We start from the raw sequence: 15778 nt of genomic DNA, 5'->3' as shown, positions 1-15778 counted from the left end.
CTAGACGAGTAGTTCCGATGTCGGGGGTCGATGCGAGGGCATGAGGGAGGGTGTCGATGATCATGTTGTGACGCAAGACCTCGACACCCTCTTGACCGCACTTTACGTGAAGATCGATGACACGATCCGGACGCCGCGATGGTTGGGCCGGCCGCCGCTGCTGACCGACTCCGAGCTGGTCTGCCTGGCCGTGGCCCAGGTCCTGCTCGGCGCCCGGTCGGAGGCGCACTGGATCCGCTACGCCCGGATCCATCTACGCGCCTGGTTCCCCTACCTGCCACAACGCCCCGGCTACAACAAGCGGCTCCGTGCCGCCCTGCCGCTGATCAAGAAGACCATCCGGGACCTGGCCCGTGACAGCGACTTCTGGTTCGACAACCACTGGATCGTCGACTCCACCCCGATCCCGTGCGGCATGTCCCGCCCGACGGTGAAACGCTCGGACCTGGCCGGGTGGGCCGGATACGGCTACTGCGCCTCCCACTCACGGTTCTTCTGGGGCCTGCGCCTGTATCTGGTGTGCACCCCGACCGGGATGCCGATCATGTGGGCCCTGGCCAACCCGAAGATCGGCGAACGGGAGGTCCTCGCCGCGATGCTCGAGGTCGAAGCCGGCGTGGTCGCCGAGCACACCGGCATCCTGATGATCAGCGACAAGGGCTTCGCGTCCAAGACACTCGAGCGGGACCTGGCCGAGCAGGGTATCCAGTTGCTGCGGCCCTCTCGCAAGCGGGACAAAGCCCGCTACGGCGAGGCGCTGCTCAAGAAGGTCCGGCAGCTGATCGAGTCGGTCAACGACACCCTCAAAGGTCAACTCGACCTCGAACAACACGGCGGACGGACCTTCACCGGAGTCGCCGTCCGCATCGCCCAACGCCTACTGGCCATGGCCGCCGCGATCTGGCACAACAACAAGACCGGCGCACCGATCACCCGGTCACTGATCGCCTACGACCACTGACCGACATCGGAACTACTCGTCTAGGCGCCGGGCCGGCGGTACGTGCAGGGCCCGAGGTCCCGTACGGGCGGGCGGATCGGCCTGGGACCGCTCCCTCTACTGTGGACCCGTCCCGTGCGCCGGGACCAACCGGCCCCGCTCTATAGAGCCTCGGGGTCGGGAGGGGCGCCTCCCGGCGTTTTCCCGGACACGATTTGCCCCGGCCCGCGCCAGTTGCAGACCGCATGCGCGGGGTCCCCGGGGAAACGTGGAGCGCAGCGGAGCGTTTTCTTGGGGTGCTTTCCCGCGGGCACCGCTGCGGCCGGCGGCTCGCCGGGCTCGCCGAAATCCCCGGCCTCCGCTGCCGGCTCCGCGGCCCAAGCCCACCCCAAGCGAGGCTCGCGCCGAAGCGCGCGGCGGGTGTGTGTGGAAGCTGTGCGGTCGCACGCACAGACGGGGCAGCTCCAGAGCTGCCCGCACCCACACATCCGCCCCCGGGCGGCGGCGATGCCGACGACCAAATCAGATGATTATTGATATTTCCATCCGTAGCTGCGACACTTGCCGGAAGCGCTCCCATTGATGATCTTCGACGTCAGAAGGAGGATTGGACAGTGCGTTCAAACGAGCCCCATCAATCCGGCGGGCGGTCCCGGTCAGTCGTCCGCCAGCCCCTTCGAGCGCTTGTCCTGCTGCTCGCCGTGCTGGTCGGCACGCTGCCCTGGACCGGCGCGGCCCAGGCCCACGGCACCATCGTCAGCCCGCCGACCCGCGCCTACCAGTGTTGGCAGACCTGGGGAAACAACCACACGAACCCGGCCATGCAGCAACAGGACCCCATGTGCTGGCAGGCGTTCCAGGCCAACCCCGACACCATGTGGAACTGGATGAGCGCGCTGCGGGACGGTCTCGGTGGACAGTTCCAGGCTCGTACCCCCGACGGGCAGCTGTGCAGCAACGGCCTGTCCAGGAACGACAGCCTGAACCAGCCCGGAGCCTGGAAGACGACCAACATCGGCCGCAACTTCACGCTCCAGCTGTACGACCAGGCCAGCCACGGTGCCGACTACTTCCGGGTCTACGTGAGCAAGAACGGGTTCAACCCGGCCACCCAGCGCCTCGGTTGGGGAAACCTCGACTTCATCACGCAGACCGGGCGGTACGCACCGGCGCAGAACATCTCGTTCAACGTCTCGACCTCCGGGTACACCGGACACCACATCGTGTTCGTCATCTGGCAGGCCTCGCACCTCGACCAGGCCTACATGTGGTGCAGTGACGTGATCTTCACCTGATCGGCAGGACCGGCAGCCGGCCCAGGACATCGCGTTGGCGTCCTGGGCCGGACGCGTACCCGGCGCCTCAGCCGGAGGCGTACCCCGGCGCCTCAGCCGACCGCGTGCGCGGCGCCGCGGTGCAGCCGGCGGGCGGCCGTGGCGAGCAGGTCGGCGGCCCGGTCGACGTCGCTGCGGGTGGTCCACCGCCCCAGCGACATGCGTACCGCCCCGAGCGCACGGTCGCGGTCGAGGCGCATCGCGGTCAGGACCGGTGAGGGCGCGGTGGTGCCGCTGTGACAGGCGGATCCGGTGGAGGCGGCCACCTGCGGGACGGCGGCGAGCAGATCCGCTCCGGATACGCCCGAGACGCTGACGTTGAGCGTGTTGGGCAGCCGCTGATCGGGGTGCCCGTTGAGGTGGACCAGGCCGGGCAGCGCGGCGTCGAGGGCCTGATGGAGCCGGTCCCGCAGCCCCGCCAGGCGGTACCGTTCGCGGTCCAGGCCGCCGCGGCTGAGGTCGGCGGCGGTGCCGAGCCCGACGGCGTAAGCGACGTTCTCGGTGCCCGCGCGCAGGCCGCGTTCCTGGCCGGCGCCGTAGACGACCGGCTCCAGGGTCAGGCCGGGGCGCAGGTAGAGGGCGGCGATGCCCTTCGGCGCGTACATCTTGTGCCCGGCCACCGTGACCAGGTCGGCGCCGAGCGCGCCGATGTCGACGGGGACCTTGCCGGCAGCCTGGGCGGCGTCGGTGTGCAGCAGCGCGCCATGGGCGTGGGCGATGGCGGCGAGGTCGGCGATCGGCTGGATGGTGCCGGTCTCGTTGTTGGCCATCATGACCGAGACGAGGGCGGTCCGCGGTGTGATCGCCGCCCGCAGGTCGGCCGGGTCGACCAGGCCGTGGGCGTCGACGGGCAGGACGGTGACGTCGACGCCGTGCAGGCGGTGCAGGGCGCGGCAGGTGGCGAGTACGGCGGGGTGCTCGGTGGCCTGGGTGATCATGTGGTGGTGGCGGCGCCTCGGAGCGGCGAGAACGGCCCCGCGGACGGCGAGGTTGGCCGCCTCGGACCCGGAGCCGGTAAACAGGATCGCCGCCGGTTCCGCCCCGAGCAGCGCCGCGACCTGCTCGCGCGCGGTGTCCAGGGCCGCGGCGGGAGCGGCGCCGTAGTGGTGGGTGCTGGACGGGTTGCCGAAGCGGACGTCCAGGTAGGGCCGCATCGCCGAGACCACGGCCGGGTCGATCGGCGTGGTGGCGTTGCAGTCCAGGTAGATCGGCTCGCCGTCCAGGCCGGGATGCGCGTGCCCGCTCGTCACCAGTACAGCTTGGCCGCCGCCGACCGGTATTTCCGGCGAACCCCAACAAATGTCCCCGCTGCCTCCGCGACCACCAGCCCAAGAGAGTGATGGTCTTTCAGGCACGATTGCCCCGGCCCACTTCCCCGGCCTCCGCTGCCGGCTCCGCGGGGCAAGCCCTCCGAGGGCAGGGCTCGCGCTCCTCGCCCGCGCGGTGTGAGTGGGGACGGGTCACTCGAAGAACTTGAGGCTGTACCCGACGTTGGTGTTGGCACCGGGCACGTTCGCTCGCCGGTAGGTGGTGTTGCTCCACCAGACGGCCGTGCCGGTGTACCAGTACCGGTTGGACCACGAGTACGGCGTGCCCTTGGCGACAGCGTGGTACATGGTCGGGAACCGGTTGCCGGACGGCGGGCTGGTGGCGATGTCTCCGCGCTCCAGCACGAATGTTTCGTGGCCGGGGCCGTCCACGAACAGTGTCGGGTCCCAGCCGGACATCATGTACTCGGCGTACGAGCCGAACAGGCAACCGTTGCTCTTGTACCAGTCCCACACGTACGTCGGGTCGCCGCCGGAGCGCAGCCGCAGGTCGGCGAGGCAGTACTTGCTGCTCCAACTGCCGTTCGCGGAGTAGACGATGTGCAGTTGCCCGTTCGGGTCGCGGACCGGTTGAGGGGCCTCGTTGATGAACGGGTTGCCGACGACCCGCTCCCACGGCTCCCGTGGCTGGGAGATGACGTAACGGCCGCCGGTGGTCGTGGTCGGGCTGGTCATCCGGGCGATGTAGAGGTTTTGCTCGACGTTGGTGTCGCCGGCCCAGCCGGACCACACAAACCAGCGCTGACCGTTGAAGGTGAACGGCGCACCGTCGATGGCCCACTTGTCGGCGGGCAGGGCCACCTTCGTCGCGGCGGAGTAGCCGGAGTCGGCGGTGGCCGAGCTGATGTGGTACATCCGGTGGGCGGCGCCGGTGCCCGCGGCGAAGTAGATCTGGTAACGGCCGTCCTGATGCACGATCTCGGGTGCCCACACCTCACCGAGGCCGCCGGTGTCCCGCCACACCTGGTGTTTGGGCGCCGTGGCGATGCCTTCGAGGGTGGTCGCCGTCCGCACGGCGATGCCGCCGTCCACGGACTTGGCCGCGACGTAGAGGCTGCCGACCCGGATGACGCTGGGGTCGGCGCCACCCAGTGTGGTGCGGCCGAGGGGCACGATTTGCGCGGCGGCGTCGACTCCCGCGCCGGCGGGGTCGGCCGTGGTCACCGCGTGAGCGACCCCGAGGGAACCGGCCAGGGCGAGGACGGCGACCGCGGCGATCCGCCGGGTGTGCCGTACGCCATGGCGACGCTGGACACTCATGGTCACCTCCACGCCGAACTCTGACGACTCTGTTAAGAAACTTTATAGATGGGCGTGAACGCCGTCAATCGCCCGGCGGATGTCGAGCGCGTGTCCGCCCTGGTCGGCGCGTGACGAACAAAAACCTTTGTTAGTTTCCTACAAAATGAGGGGCGGATGGTTCGGCGATAGCACCATGGCGCCGGCGGCCGGCAGCCGGAAGGGTGAGCACTGCCGGGGGGTCGTCGTCCCGCGGCGGGCAGATCATGGTGCTACCGGAGGGGTCGGTCGGGTGTTCAACCGTGTCGCCATCGTCAACCGCGGTGACGCCGCCATGCGGCTCATCCACGCAGTCCGGGAGCTGGCCGCGGAGACCGGCGCCCGGATCGAGACCGTCGCGCTGCACACCGACGTCGACCGCACCGCCACGTTCGTGCGCGAGGCCGACATCGCCTACGACCTCGGTCCGGCGTCCACCCGCCCGTACCTCAATCTCTCGGTGCTGGAGCGGGCCCTGACCGAGACCGGCGCCGACGCGGCGTGGGTCGGCTGGGGTTTCGTCGCCGAAGACCCGGCGTTCGCCGAGCTGTGCGAGAAGATCGGGGTCACCTTCGTCGGGCCCGGCCCGGAGGCGATGCGGCAGCTCGGCGACAAGATCGGCGCGAAGCTCCTCGCCGAGCAGGTCGGCGTGCCGGTCGCGCCGTGGAGCCGGGGCGCCGTCGAGACGCTCGACGCGGCCCGGGCCGCGGCGACCGAGATCGGATACCCGCTGATGCTGAAAGCGACCGCGGGCGGTGGCGGGCGCGGCATCCGGGTGGTCAACGACGAGGCCGGGCTCGTCGACGCGTACGAACGGACCAGCCAGGAGGCGGCGCGGGCGTTCGGCAGCGGCGTCGTGTTCCTGGAGCGCCTGGTCACCGGCGCCCGGCACGTCGAGGTCCAGCTGATCGCCGACGGGCAGGGCACCGCCTGGGCGCTCGGCGTCCGCGACTGCTCCGTGCAGCGCCGCAACCAGAAGGTCATCGAGGAGTCGGCGTCGCCGGTGCTCAGCCCGGCGCAGGTCGCCGAGCTCAAGGCCGCGGCCGAACGGCTGGCCGTGGCGGTCGGCTACCGCGGCGCGGCGACCGTCGAGTTCCTCTACCACCCGGGCGACCGGCTGTTCGCGTTCCTGGAGGTCAACACCCGCCTGCAGGTCGAGCACCCGATCACCGAGCTGGCCACCGGGTTCGACCTGGTCAAGGCGCAGCTGCGGGTCGCCGCCGGGGGACGGCTCGAGGGCGAACCGCCGGTGGAGCGCGGGCACGCCGTCGAGGCCCGGCTGAACGCCGAGGACCCCGACCGCGACTTCGCGCCGTCGCCGGGGCGGATCGCGCGGCTGGACCTGCCGAGCGGGCCGGGCATCCGGGTGGACACCGGCGTCAGCGAGGGCGACACGATCCCCGCCGACTTCGACTCCATGATCGCGAAGATCATCGCGTACGGCCGGGACCGCGACGAGGCGCTCGGCCGGCTGCGCCGGGCGATGGCCAACACAACGGTGATCATCGAGGGTGGCGCGACGAACAAGAGCTTCGTGCTCGACCTGCTCGACCAGCCCGAGGTGATCGACGCCAGCGCCGACACCGGCTGGATCGACCGCGTCCGGGGCGAGGGCCGGCTCGTCGCGCACCGGCACTCCGCGGTCGCGCTCGCGGCCGCCGCCATCGAGGCGTACGAGGAGGAGGAGCGCGTCGAGCGGCAACGGCTGCTCTCGACAGCGGCCGGCGGGCGCCCGCAGGTGCAGCACGCCGGCGGCCGGCCGCTCGACCTCAAGCTGCGCGGGGTCGGGTACCGCACGCGCGTGGCGCGGGTCGGCGCGCACCGGTTCCGGGTCGGCATCGAAGCGGGCGGTGCCGTGCGCACCGCCGATATCGAGCTCGACCGCTTCGACCGGCACACCGGCCAGATCGCCGTCAACGGCACCCGGTACCGCCTGCTCACCGGCGCCTCCGGGGCGACCTACCTGGTCGAGGTGGACGGCGTGACGCACCGGGTCGGCCGCGACGAGGGCGGCGTCGTCCGTTCCCCCATGCCCGCCCTGGTCGTCGCCACGCCGCTGGAGGTCGGCGCGGAGGTCGAGGCGGGCGCGCCGGTGCTGATCCTGGAAGCGATGAAGATGGAGACGGTGCTGCGGGCACCATTCAAGGCGCGGCTGAAGGAGTGCGCCGTCTCGGTGGGCAGCCAGGTCGAGGCCGGCGCGCCGCTGCTGCGGCTGGAGCCGCTCGCCGGCGACGGCGACCCGGCCGCGGACGGCCCCGCCCTCGCCTCCGTCGAGCTGGACCTGCCCGCCGTACCCGAGCGGGTGCCGGCGCGGCAGCGCGCCAAGCGCGGCCTGGAAGACCTGCGCGGCCTGCTGCTCGGCTTCGACGTCGACCCGCACGACGACAGCCGCGTGCTCGACGACTACCTCCTCGCGCGGCGGGCGGTGGCCGAAGACGGCGAGCGGCCACTCGCCGCCGAGCTCGACCTCGTCGACGTCTTCGCCGACCTCGCCGAGCTGAGCCGCAACCGGCCCACCGGCGAGGAGAGCGGCGCCCACGTGCACAGCGCCCGCGAGTACTTCCACACCTACCTGCAGAGCCTCGACGTCGAGCGGGCCGGGCTGCCGGCCGCCTTCCAGGCCAAGCTCGCCAAGGCGCTCGGGCACTACGGCGTCACCGAGCCGGAGCGTTCCCCCGAGCTCGAAGCCGCCGTGTTCCGGATCTTCCTGGCCCAGCAGCGCGCGTCCGCGGACGCCACGGTCGTCGCGGCGCTGCTGCGCGCCTGGCTGCGGGAGCCGCCGCCGGACGACACGCTGCGCGAGCCGGCCGGTCTCGCGCTGGAACGGCTGGTGGCCGCGACGCAGGTCCGCTTCCCGGCGGTCGCCGACCTCGCCCGGGGTGTGGTGTTCGCCTGGTTCGCCCAGCCGCTGCTGCGCCGCAACCGCGCCCGCGTCTACGCCGAGGTCCGCCGGCACCTGCGCCACCTGGACGCGCACCCGGACACGCCGGACCGCGCCGAGCGCGTCGCGGAGATGGTCCGCAGCACCGAGCCGCTGGTCCGGCTGCTCGGCCAGCGGCTGGTCCGCGACCACCTCGACAACACGGTGATGCTGGAGGTGCTGACCCGGCGGTACTACGGCAACAAGGCGCTGACCAGCGTCCGCACCCACGAGGTCGCCGGCTGCACGTTCGTGGTCGCCGAGCGCGCCGACTCGAGCGTGGTCTCCGCGGCGGTGAGCTTCGACGCGCTGGGCGGCGCGCTGCACGGCCTCGCCGGGCTGGCGAGCGGCGAGACCGCCATCGACGCCGACATCTACCTCGCCTGGGAAAACCAGCCGGCGGACTTCGACGCGATGGCCGCCGCGCTGCTCGAGGTCATCAACGCGCACCCGCTGCCGCACCCGGTCCGCCGGCTCACCACCACCGTGGCCGGCCGGGGCGGAGCGGTGATGCACCACCACTTCACGTTCCGCCCGTCGAGCACCGGGACGAGCGAGGAGCGCCTGATCCGCGGCCTGCACCCGCACATCGCGCAGCGGATGCAGCTGGAACGGCTGCACAAGTTCGACCTGACCCGGCTGCCGTCGTCGGACGAAGAGGTCTACCTCTTCCGGTGCGTGGCGCGGCAGAACCCGTCGGACGAGCGCCTCGTCGCGTTCGCGCAGGTGCGTGACCTGACCGAGCTGCGCGAGCAGGACGGCCGGCTGGTCGCGCTGCCGACGACCGAGGACGCCGTCGCGGCCTGCCTCGACTCGATCCGCCGCGCCCAGTCCCGGCGGCCGTCGAAGGCGCGCTTCAACACCAACCGGATCGTGATCTACGTCTGGCCGCCGAGCGAGCTGACCCGCGCCGAGATGGAGATGATCGCCGGCCGCGTACGCCCGACGACCGCCGGCGCCGGGCTGGAGGAGATCCTGTTCATCGCGCGGCAGCGCGACCGCCGGACCGGCGCGCTGACCAAGATCGCCCTACGGATCTCCTTCGACGCCACCGGCGGCGCCGAACAGATGACCATCGGCGAGCCGCCGGTCGAGCCGGTCGAGCCGCTCGACGACTACCGGCTGAAGGTGCTCCGGGCCAGCAGCCGCAACACGGTCTACCCGTACGAGCTGACCGGCCGGCTCGGCACCTTCGTCGAGCACGACCTCGACGGCGACCACGCGCTGGTCCCGGTCGACCGGCCGAAGGGGCGCAACAGCGCCGCGATCGTCGCCGGAGTGGTCACCACGCCGACTCCGCGGCACCCGCAGGGCGTCAGCCGGGTCGTCCTGCTCGGCGACCCGACCAAGTCCCTCGGCGCGCTCTCGGAGCCGGAGTGCCGCCGGGTGATCGCCGCGCTGGACCTTGCCGAGCAGATGCGGGTGCCGCTGGAGTGGTGGGCGCTCTCCTCCGGCGCCCGGATCTCGATGAGCTCGGGCACGGAAAACATGGACTGGGTGGCCGGAGCGCTCAAGCGGATCGTGGAGTTCACTCAGGACGGTGGTGAGATCAACATCGTCGTCGCCGGCATCAACGTCGGGGCGCAGCCGTACTGGAACGCCGAGGCGACGATGCTCATGCACACCAAGGGCATCCTGGTGATGACGCCGGACTCGGCGATGGTTCTCACCGGCAAGCAGGCACTCGACTTCTCCGGCGGCGTCTCCGCCGAAGACAACTTCGGCATCGGCGGCTACGACCGGGTGATGGGGCCGAACGGCCAGGCGCAGTACTGGGCGCCCGACCTGACCGCCGCGCGCGACGTGCTGATGGCGCACTACGACCACACGTACGTCGCGCCCGGCGAGCGGGCACCCCGGCGGGCCACCACCACCGACCCGGTCGACCGCGACATCTCCGGCTTCCCGCACGACCTGCCGGGCAGCACCTTCAGCACGGTCGGCGAGATCTTCTCCGCCGAGGCGAACCCCGACCGCAAGAAGCCCTTCGACATCCGGTCCGTGATGCGGGCGCTCTCCGACCAGGACCACCCCGTGCTGGAACGCTGGGCGGGCATGGCCGACGCGGAGACGACGGTGGTGCAGGACGTGCACCTCGGCGGCATCCCGGTGTGCCTGCTCGGCATCGAGTCGCGGTCGGTACCGCGGCGCGGCTTCCCGCCCACCGACGGGCCCGACGCGTACACGGCGGGCACGCTCTTCCCCCGCTCGTCGAAGAAGGCCGCCCGCGCGATCAACGCGGCGAGCGGCAACCGGCCGCTGGTCGTGCTGGCCAACCTCTCCGGCTTCGACGGCTCGCCGGAGTCGATGCGCAAGCTCCAGCTGGAGTACGGCGCCGAGATCGGCCGGGCGATCGTGAACTTCCGCGGGCCCATCGTCTTCTGCGTCATCTCCCGGTACCACGGCGGCGCCTTCGTCGTGTTCTCGAAGGCGCTGAACCCGAACATGACGGTGCTCGCGCTGGAAGGCTCGTTCGCCTCGGTGCTCGGCGGCGCCCCGGCCGCGGCGGCGGTCTTCGCCGGCGACGTCAACGCCCGTACGGCGGCCGACCCGCGGATCCGGGAGCTGGAGGCCCGCATCGCGGCCGCCGCGGGCACCGAGCGCGCCGCGCTGACCGCCGAGCTCGACGAGCTGCGTTCGTCGGTACGCGCGGAGAAGCTCGGCGAGGTCGCCGCGGAGTTCGACGGCGTGCACAACATCCAGCGCGCCGTCGAGGTCGGCTCCGTGGACGCCGTCATCCGCGCCGCCGAGCTGCGCCCGCGCGTCATCGCGGCCATCGGCTCCTTCTGACGGCCGCCGGGACCCGGGCTTTGGCCGGCGCTCACCCGCGGGCTGCTGGCCTCGGCGCCGCTTGGGCGCCGCTTCGTGCTGGAGGAGGGCGGTGCGGTCGTCGCGGCCGGCGGCATCGCGACGACCGAGGAACCACGCCCGGCGACACCGGCCTCCGCGATCCTGAGCGCGCCGTTGCACATGGATCCGGTGCGCGCCGCGCTGACCATCGCCGGCGCGGTGCGCGGCGTGCTGACCATCGCCAGCCCGCCGGCCGGCGACGAGGTGCTGCTCCACTCGGTGGTCGTGGCCCAGACGCGGCGCGGCCGCGGCCTCGGCCGGCTGCTCATGGACCACCTCGAGAACGAAGGCCGCCGGCGCGGCAAGACCCGCGGGGTCCTGCAGGTCATCAGCGCCAACACGACCGCCCGGACCTTCTACCGGTCGCTCGGGTACGCCGAGCGCGCCCATCCGGTCGGCCCGATCGCCCGCCGGTTCGGCTACCCGTCCGTGATGATGCACAAGCCGCTCACGCCATAGGCCCGGCGTCGCGGCCGGCCGCGATCCGGCGTGCGGTCATAGTGGGCTTGGCGCGCAGCACCTCGCGCAGCAGCCGGCCGTGTCCGCCGCCGACGTCGACCACCGTCGCGCCCGCCGGCACGGTGCAGGCGGCGGCGACCGGGCGGTTTTCCACGTCGGACATGGCGGCCATGCCGTCGTGGAAGACGGCGGTGGCGTCCGGGTCGCGGGCGTAGTGCTCGAAGAAGGGCGCGCCGAAGATGCGGTCGAACGCGGGCTGTCCGTCCCTTGTGGACTGTGATCGCCGGGCCGGAGATCGCGCGGCTACCGCACGACGATGGTGTGGCCGGGCCGGGCCGGCAGCAGCCGCCCGATCACCGGGTGGCCGGGCAGCTCGCCGGCGACCAGCAGCCCGCCGGAGGTCTGCGCGTCGGCGAGCAGCAGCGCCTCGTCTTCGCCGATCGCGTCGAGGTCGGCGTGCGGGCGTACCCAGTCGAGGTTGCGCCGGGTGCCCCCGCTGACGTACCCGGCCGCCAGCGCCTCGCGGGCACCGTCCAGATAGGGCACGGCGGCCGCCTCGATCTCGGCGGTGACGCCGCTCGCCCGCGCCAGCTTGTGGAGGTGGCCGAGCAGCCCGAAGCCGGTGACGTCGGTCGCGCAGACCGCCCCGGCGTCGAGCGCGGCGCGGGAGGCACCGGCGTTCAGCGCCGTCATCGCCTCGACGGCTTGCGGGAACGCCTCCCCGGTGCGCTTGTGCCGGCTGTTCAGCACGCCGATGCCGAGCGGTTTGGTGAGCGTCAGCGGGAGGCCGGGCCGTCCGGCGTCGTTGCGCAGCAGCCGATCGGGGTCGGCCAGGCCGGTGACCGCCATGCCGTACTTGGGCTCGGGGTCGTCGACGCTGTGCCCGCCGGCCACGTGGCAGCCGGCCGCGGTGGCGACGTCGAGGCCGCCGCGCAGCACCTCCCGCGCCAGCTCGAAGGGGAGCACGTCGCGGGGCCAGCCCAGCAGGTTGAGCGCGACCACCGGACGGCCGCCCATCGCGTACACGTCGGAGAGCGCGTTGGCGGCCGCGATCCGGCCCCAGTCGTACGGGTCGTCGACGACCGGGGTGAAGAAGTCGGTGGTGGCGACGAGCGCGCCCGCCTCGGTGAGCACCACCGCGGCGTCGTCGCCGTCGTCGAGGCCGACCAGCACCGTGCCGCTGGCACCGGCGCCGAGCGGCCCGCCGGCGGTCAGCTCCGCGACCACGGCCTCCAGCTCGGAAGCGGGAATCTTGCACGCACAACCGCCGCCGTGCGCATACTGGGTCAGTCGGATGCCGGCTGCGACCGTCACATCGCAAAGGGTAAGGGCTCGTCCCTGCCTTTGGGAGGCGTTCGGGTAGCTGGTGCTCCCCGCGGTCTTCAAAACCGTAGTGACCGAGGACCTCGGTCAGGCGGGTTCGATTCCCGTCCGCCTCCGCCGAGCGCGAGTAGCGGCTAGAGTACGCTGCGTGTCTGACGTGGACGTGCGCCGCCGGGTGCCGCGTACCGATGTGGTCCTCACCGACGCCCGACTCGTCGACGCCACCCAGCGGCTCGGCCGCGCCACCGTGAAGGCGGCGGTCGCCGCCGCCCAGGAGCGGGCCCGGCGGGGCGAGCTGGCACCCGAGCGGGTGCCGGACGCCGCCGTCGCCGCCCTTCCCGAGCGCGCCGGGTCGATCCGGCCGGTGATCAACGCGACCGGGGTGGTGCTGCACACCAACCTCGGCCGGGCCGCGCTGTCCGACGCCGCGCTCGACGCGGTGCGCGCCGCCGCCGGTCATACCGATGTGGAGCTCGACCTGGCGACCGGCCGCCGGTCCCGGCGCGGGCGGGGCGCGCTCGCCGCGCTGGCCGGCGCCGTACCCGCCGCCGAGGCGGTGCACGTGGTCAACAACGGGGCCGCCGCGCTGCTGCTCGCCGCGACCGTGCTCGCCACCGGCCGCGAGATCGTGGTCAGCCGCGGCGAGCTGGTCGAGATCGGCGACGGCTTCCGGCTGCCGGACCTGATCCGGTCCACCGGCGCCCGGCTGCGCGAGGTCGGCACCACCAACCGGACCACCCTGCGCGACTACGCCGAGGCCCTCGGGCCGGAGACGGGCTTCGTGCTCAAGGTGCACCCGTCCAACTTCGTGGTCCAGGGGTTCACGTCGGCGGTACCCGTCGCCGCGCTGGCCCGCCTCGACGTACCGCTCGTGGCGGACATCGGCTCCGGCCTGCTCGCCCCCGAGCCGCTGCTGCCGGACGAGCCCGACGCGGCCACCACCCTCGCCGCCGGCGCCACCCTCGTCACGGCCAGCGGCGACAAGCTGCTCGGCGGACCGCAGGCCGGACTGCTGCTCGGCCGGGCCGGCGTGGTCGAGGCGCTGCGCCGCCACCCGCTGGCCCGCGCGCTGCGGGTGGACAAGCTGACCCTGGCCGCCCTGGAGGCGACCCTGACCGGCCCGCCGTCGCCGACCGCGCTCGCGCTGCGCGCCGGCGTCACCGGGCTGCGCGAGCGCGCCGAGCGGCTCGCCGTCCGGCTGCGCGCGGCCGGGGTGGCGGCCGCCGCCCGCGACAGCGCCAGCGTGGTCGGTGGCGGGGGAGCCCCGGGCGTGGTGCTGCCGTCCGCCGCGGTCCGGCTCTCCGCAGAGCTCGCGGCCGGCCTGCGCACCGGCACCCCGGCCGTCGTCGGCCACGTCGAGCGGGGCGCGCTCCTGCTCGACTTGCGCTGCGTACGGCCGGCGGACGACGATGCCCTCTACACCGCGGTCGTCGCGGCGGCGGAGGCCGGATCCGCCTGATGCACGGGATATCCGCCTGATGCACGTGATCGCCACCGCCGGACACGTCGACCACGGCAAGTCGACACTGGTCCGGGCCCTCACCGGGATGGAGCCGGACCGGTGGGCGCAGGAGCGCAGGCGGGGGATGACGATCGACCTCGGGTTCGCCTGGACCGCCCTGCCCAGCGGCGAGCGACTGGCCTTTGTGGACGTTCCCGGTCACGAACGGTTCGTGCCGAACATGCTGGCCGGTGTCGGCCCGGTCCCGGCCGCCCTGGTCGTGGTCGCCGCCGACGAGGGCTGGATGCCGCAGACCGCCGAACACGTCGCCGCGCTCGACGCCCTCGGCGTCCGGCACGCGGTGCTCGCCGTCACCCGCGCCGACCTGGCCGACCCGCGGCCGGTGCTGCGGGCCGTGCGGGACCGGCTGGCGCGGACCGCGCTGGCCAGGGCGGCGGCGGTACCGGTGAGCGCGCCGACCGGCCAGGGGCTCGCCGAGCTGCGCGCCGCGCTGGACGACCTGGTCGCCGGGCTGCCCGCCCCGGACACCGAGGCGCCGGTACGGCTCTGGGTGGACCGGTCGTTCGCCATCCGCGGCAGCGGCACGGTCGTCACCGGCACCCTCGGCGCGGGCACGCTGCGCACCGGCGACACGCTCACCCTGTACGCGGCCGGCCGGGGCGAGCGCCCCGTGCGGATCCGCGGACTCCAGTCGCTCGGCCGCCCCGCGGATCCGGTGCCCGCGGTGGCCCGCGTCGCGGTGAACCTCCGCGGCATCGACCCGGCCGCGGTCCGGCGCGGCGACGCGCTGCTCACCCCGTCCGGGTGGGCGGCCAGCGCGCTGATCGACGCCCGGGTCGACGGCGACCTGGCCGGCGTGGGATCCGCACTGGTGCTGCACCTCGGATCGGCGGCGGTGCCGGTGCGGGTACGGCCGCTCGGCGGCGCGATGGCCCGGTTGACCCTCGCCCGGCCGGTGCCGGTCGCCGCCGGCGACGTGGCGCTGCTCCGCGACCCCGGCCGGCACCAGGTGGTCGGCCGGGTCACCGTGCTCGACACCGAGCCGACGCCCCTGGTACGCCGGGGCGCGGCCGCCGCCCGGGCACGCGAGCTCGCCGAGGCCGCGCAGGGGCCACCCGACCCCGCGGCGGTTCTCCGGCGCCACGGCGTCGTCCGGGCCGCGACGTTGCGCGCGACCGGCGTCCCCGTACCGGCCGTGGCCGTCGTGGCCGGCGACTGGCTGGTCGACCCGAAGCTGGCCGAGCGGCTCCGGGTCCGGCTCGGCGAGGCGGTCGCCGAGCACCGCCAGGGCGCACCGATCGAGGCCGGCCCGACCGTCGAGTCGCTCCGCGCCCTGCTGGGCGTACCCGATCGGGCGGTCGTGTCGGTCCTGGTGGCGCCCCCGCTGGCGATCCGGGACGGGCGGGTGGTCGACGTGACGGCCGCGCCCCGGCTGCCGGCGCCGGTCGCGGCGGCGGTGGCCGCGCTCACCCGCGAGCTGACCGTGGCGCCGTTCCGGGCGCCCGAGGCCGCCCGGCTCGCCGCGCTCGGGCTCGGCCGGCGTGAACTGGCCGCCGCCGAGCGCGCCGGTACCCTGCTGCGGGTGACCGACGGCGTCGTGCTGCCGGCCGGCGCCGAGCGGCGGGCGGTGGCCGTGCTCGCCACGATCCCGCAGCCGTTCACGCTGAGCCAGGCCCGCCAGGCGTTGGGCACCACCCGCCGGGTCGCCGTACCCCTGCTCGAACTGCTCGACCGGCGCGGGCTGACCCGGCGCCTTCCCGACGACCGCCGATCCGTGATCGAAGCTCCCCTCAAGTCGTTCTAGCGACGTGAAGGGGAGCTTCGATCACGGGCGGGGACCCGCGCCGGGGGCAAAGCGCCGCGAAGCGCGGGCGGGGCGGCGTA

Annotated in this window: 9 protein-coding genes, 1 tRNA gene and 1 pseudogene; 7 read left to right on the top strand and 4 right to left on the bottom strand. The window is 73.4% G+C overall.

Translation table 11 applies throughout. The features are described from left to right. The first annotated feature begins 67 nt into the window (after window positions 1-67). Both RB614_RS42460 and RB614_RS42455 read left to right on the top strand, forming a co-directional pair. On the top strand, window positions 68-961 hold the full coding sequence (locus tag RB614_RS42460) for an IS982 family transposase (protein ID WP_308717983.1): 894 nt from the start codon (window positions 68-70) through the stop codon (window positions 959-961). Between the two features lie 593 nt (window positions 962-1554). After that, window positions 1555-2235, top strand: coding sequence for a lytic polysaccharide monooxygenase auxiliary activity family 9 protein (locus tag RB614_RS42455; protein ID WP_308718394.1), 681 nt, complete (start codon window positions 1555-1557; stop codon window positions 2233-2235). Between the two features lie 92 nt (window positions 2236-2327). On the opposite strand, the gene RB614_RS42450 is transcribed toward RB614_RS42455, so the two are convergent. Beyond that, window positions 2328-3524 (bottom strand): cysteine desulfurase family protein, encoded by a 1197-nt coding sequence (locus tag RB614_RS42450; RefSeq protein WP_308718393.1) that lies wholly within the window; start codon window positions 3522-3524, stop codon window positions 2328-2330. 210 nt (window positions 3525-3734) lie between these two features. Further along, window positions 3735-4862 (bottom strand): glycoside hydrolase family 43 protein, encoded by a 1128-nt coding sequence (locus RB614_RS42445; protein WP_308718392.1) that lies wholly within the window; start codon window positions 4860-4862, stop codon window positions 3735-3737. A gap of 271 nt (window positions 4863-5133) precedes the next feature. Between RB614_RS42445 and RB614_RS42440 the strand changes: the two genes are divergently transcribed. After that, entirely contained in the window at window positions 5134-10590 is a 5457-nt protein-coding gene (locus RB614_RS42440) for an ATP-binding protein (protein ID WP_308718391.1), read from the top strand. 75 nt (window positions 10591-10665) lie between these two features. Then, on the top strand, window positions 10666-11109 hold the full coding sequence (locus RB614_RS42435; RefSeq protein ID WP_308718390.1) for a GNAT family N-acetyltransferase: 444 nt from the start codon (window positions 10666-10668) through the stop codon (window positions 11107-11109). On the opposite strand, the pseudogene RB614_RS42430 reads toward RB614_RS42435, so the two are convergent. Next, a pseudogene (locus RB614_RS42430) lies at window positions 11099-11365 on the bottom strand (methyltransferase); the annotation flags it as partial. The gene RB614_RS42435 and the pseudogene RB614_RS42430 sit on opposite strands and share 11 nt — an antisense overlap. A 47-nt stretch (window positions 11366-11412) precedes the next feature. Then, window positions 11413-12423 carry a selenide, water dikinase SelD gene (selD, locus tag RB614_RS42425; protein WP_308718389.1) on the bottom strand — a complete coding sequence of 337 codons (1011 nt, stop codon included), beginning with the start codon at window positions 12421-12423 and terminating at the stop codon, window positions 11413-11415. 33 nt (window positions 12424-12456) lie between these two features. Between selD and RB614_RS42420 the strand changes: the two genes are divergently transcribed. The 3 genes from RB614_RS42420 (at window position 12457) to selB (ending at window position 15698) form a co-directional block, all read left to right on the top strand. Further along, window positions 12457-12549: transfer RNA gene (locus RB614_RS42420), tRNA-Sec, on the top strand. 31 nt (window positions 12550-12580) lie between these two features. Further along, a complete protein-coding gene (gene selA / locus RB614_RS42415; protein ID WP_308718388.1) occupies window positions 12581-13891 on the top strand; it encodes an L-seryl-tRNA(Sec) selenium transferase in 1311 nt (436 codons plus the stop codon). A gap of 19 nt (window positions 13892-13910) precedes the next feature. Further along, on the top strand, window positions 13911-15698 hold the full coding sequence (selB, locus tag RB614_RS42410; RefSeq protein ID WP_308718387.1) for a selenocysteine-specific translation elongation factor: 1788 nt from the start codon (window positions 13911-13913) through the stop codon (window positions 15696-15698). Window positions 15699-15778 lie beyond the last annotated feature (80 nt).

The sequence above is a fragment of the Phytohabitans maris genome (assembly GCF_031085175.1).
GTDB classification, from domain to species: domain Bacteria; phylum Actinomycetota; class Actinomycetes; order Mycobacteriales; family Micromonosporaceae; genus Phytohabitans; species Phytohabitans maris.
Note: the sequence above shows the minus strand (reverse complement) of the source record. Positions and strands in the feature narration are given on the sequence as shown.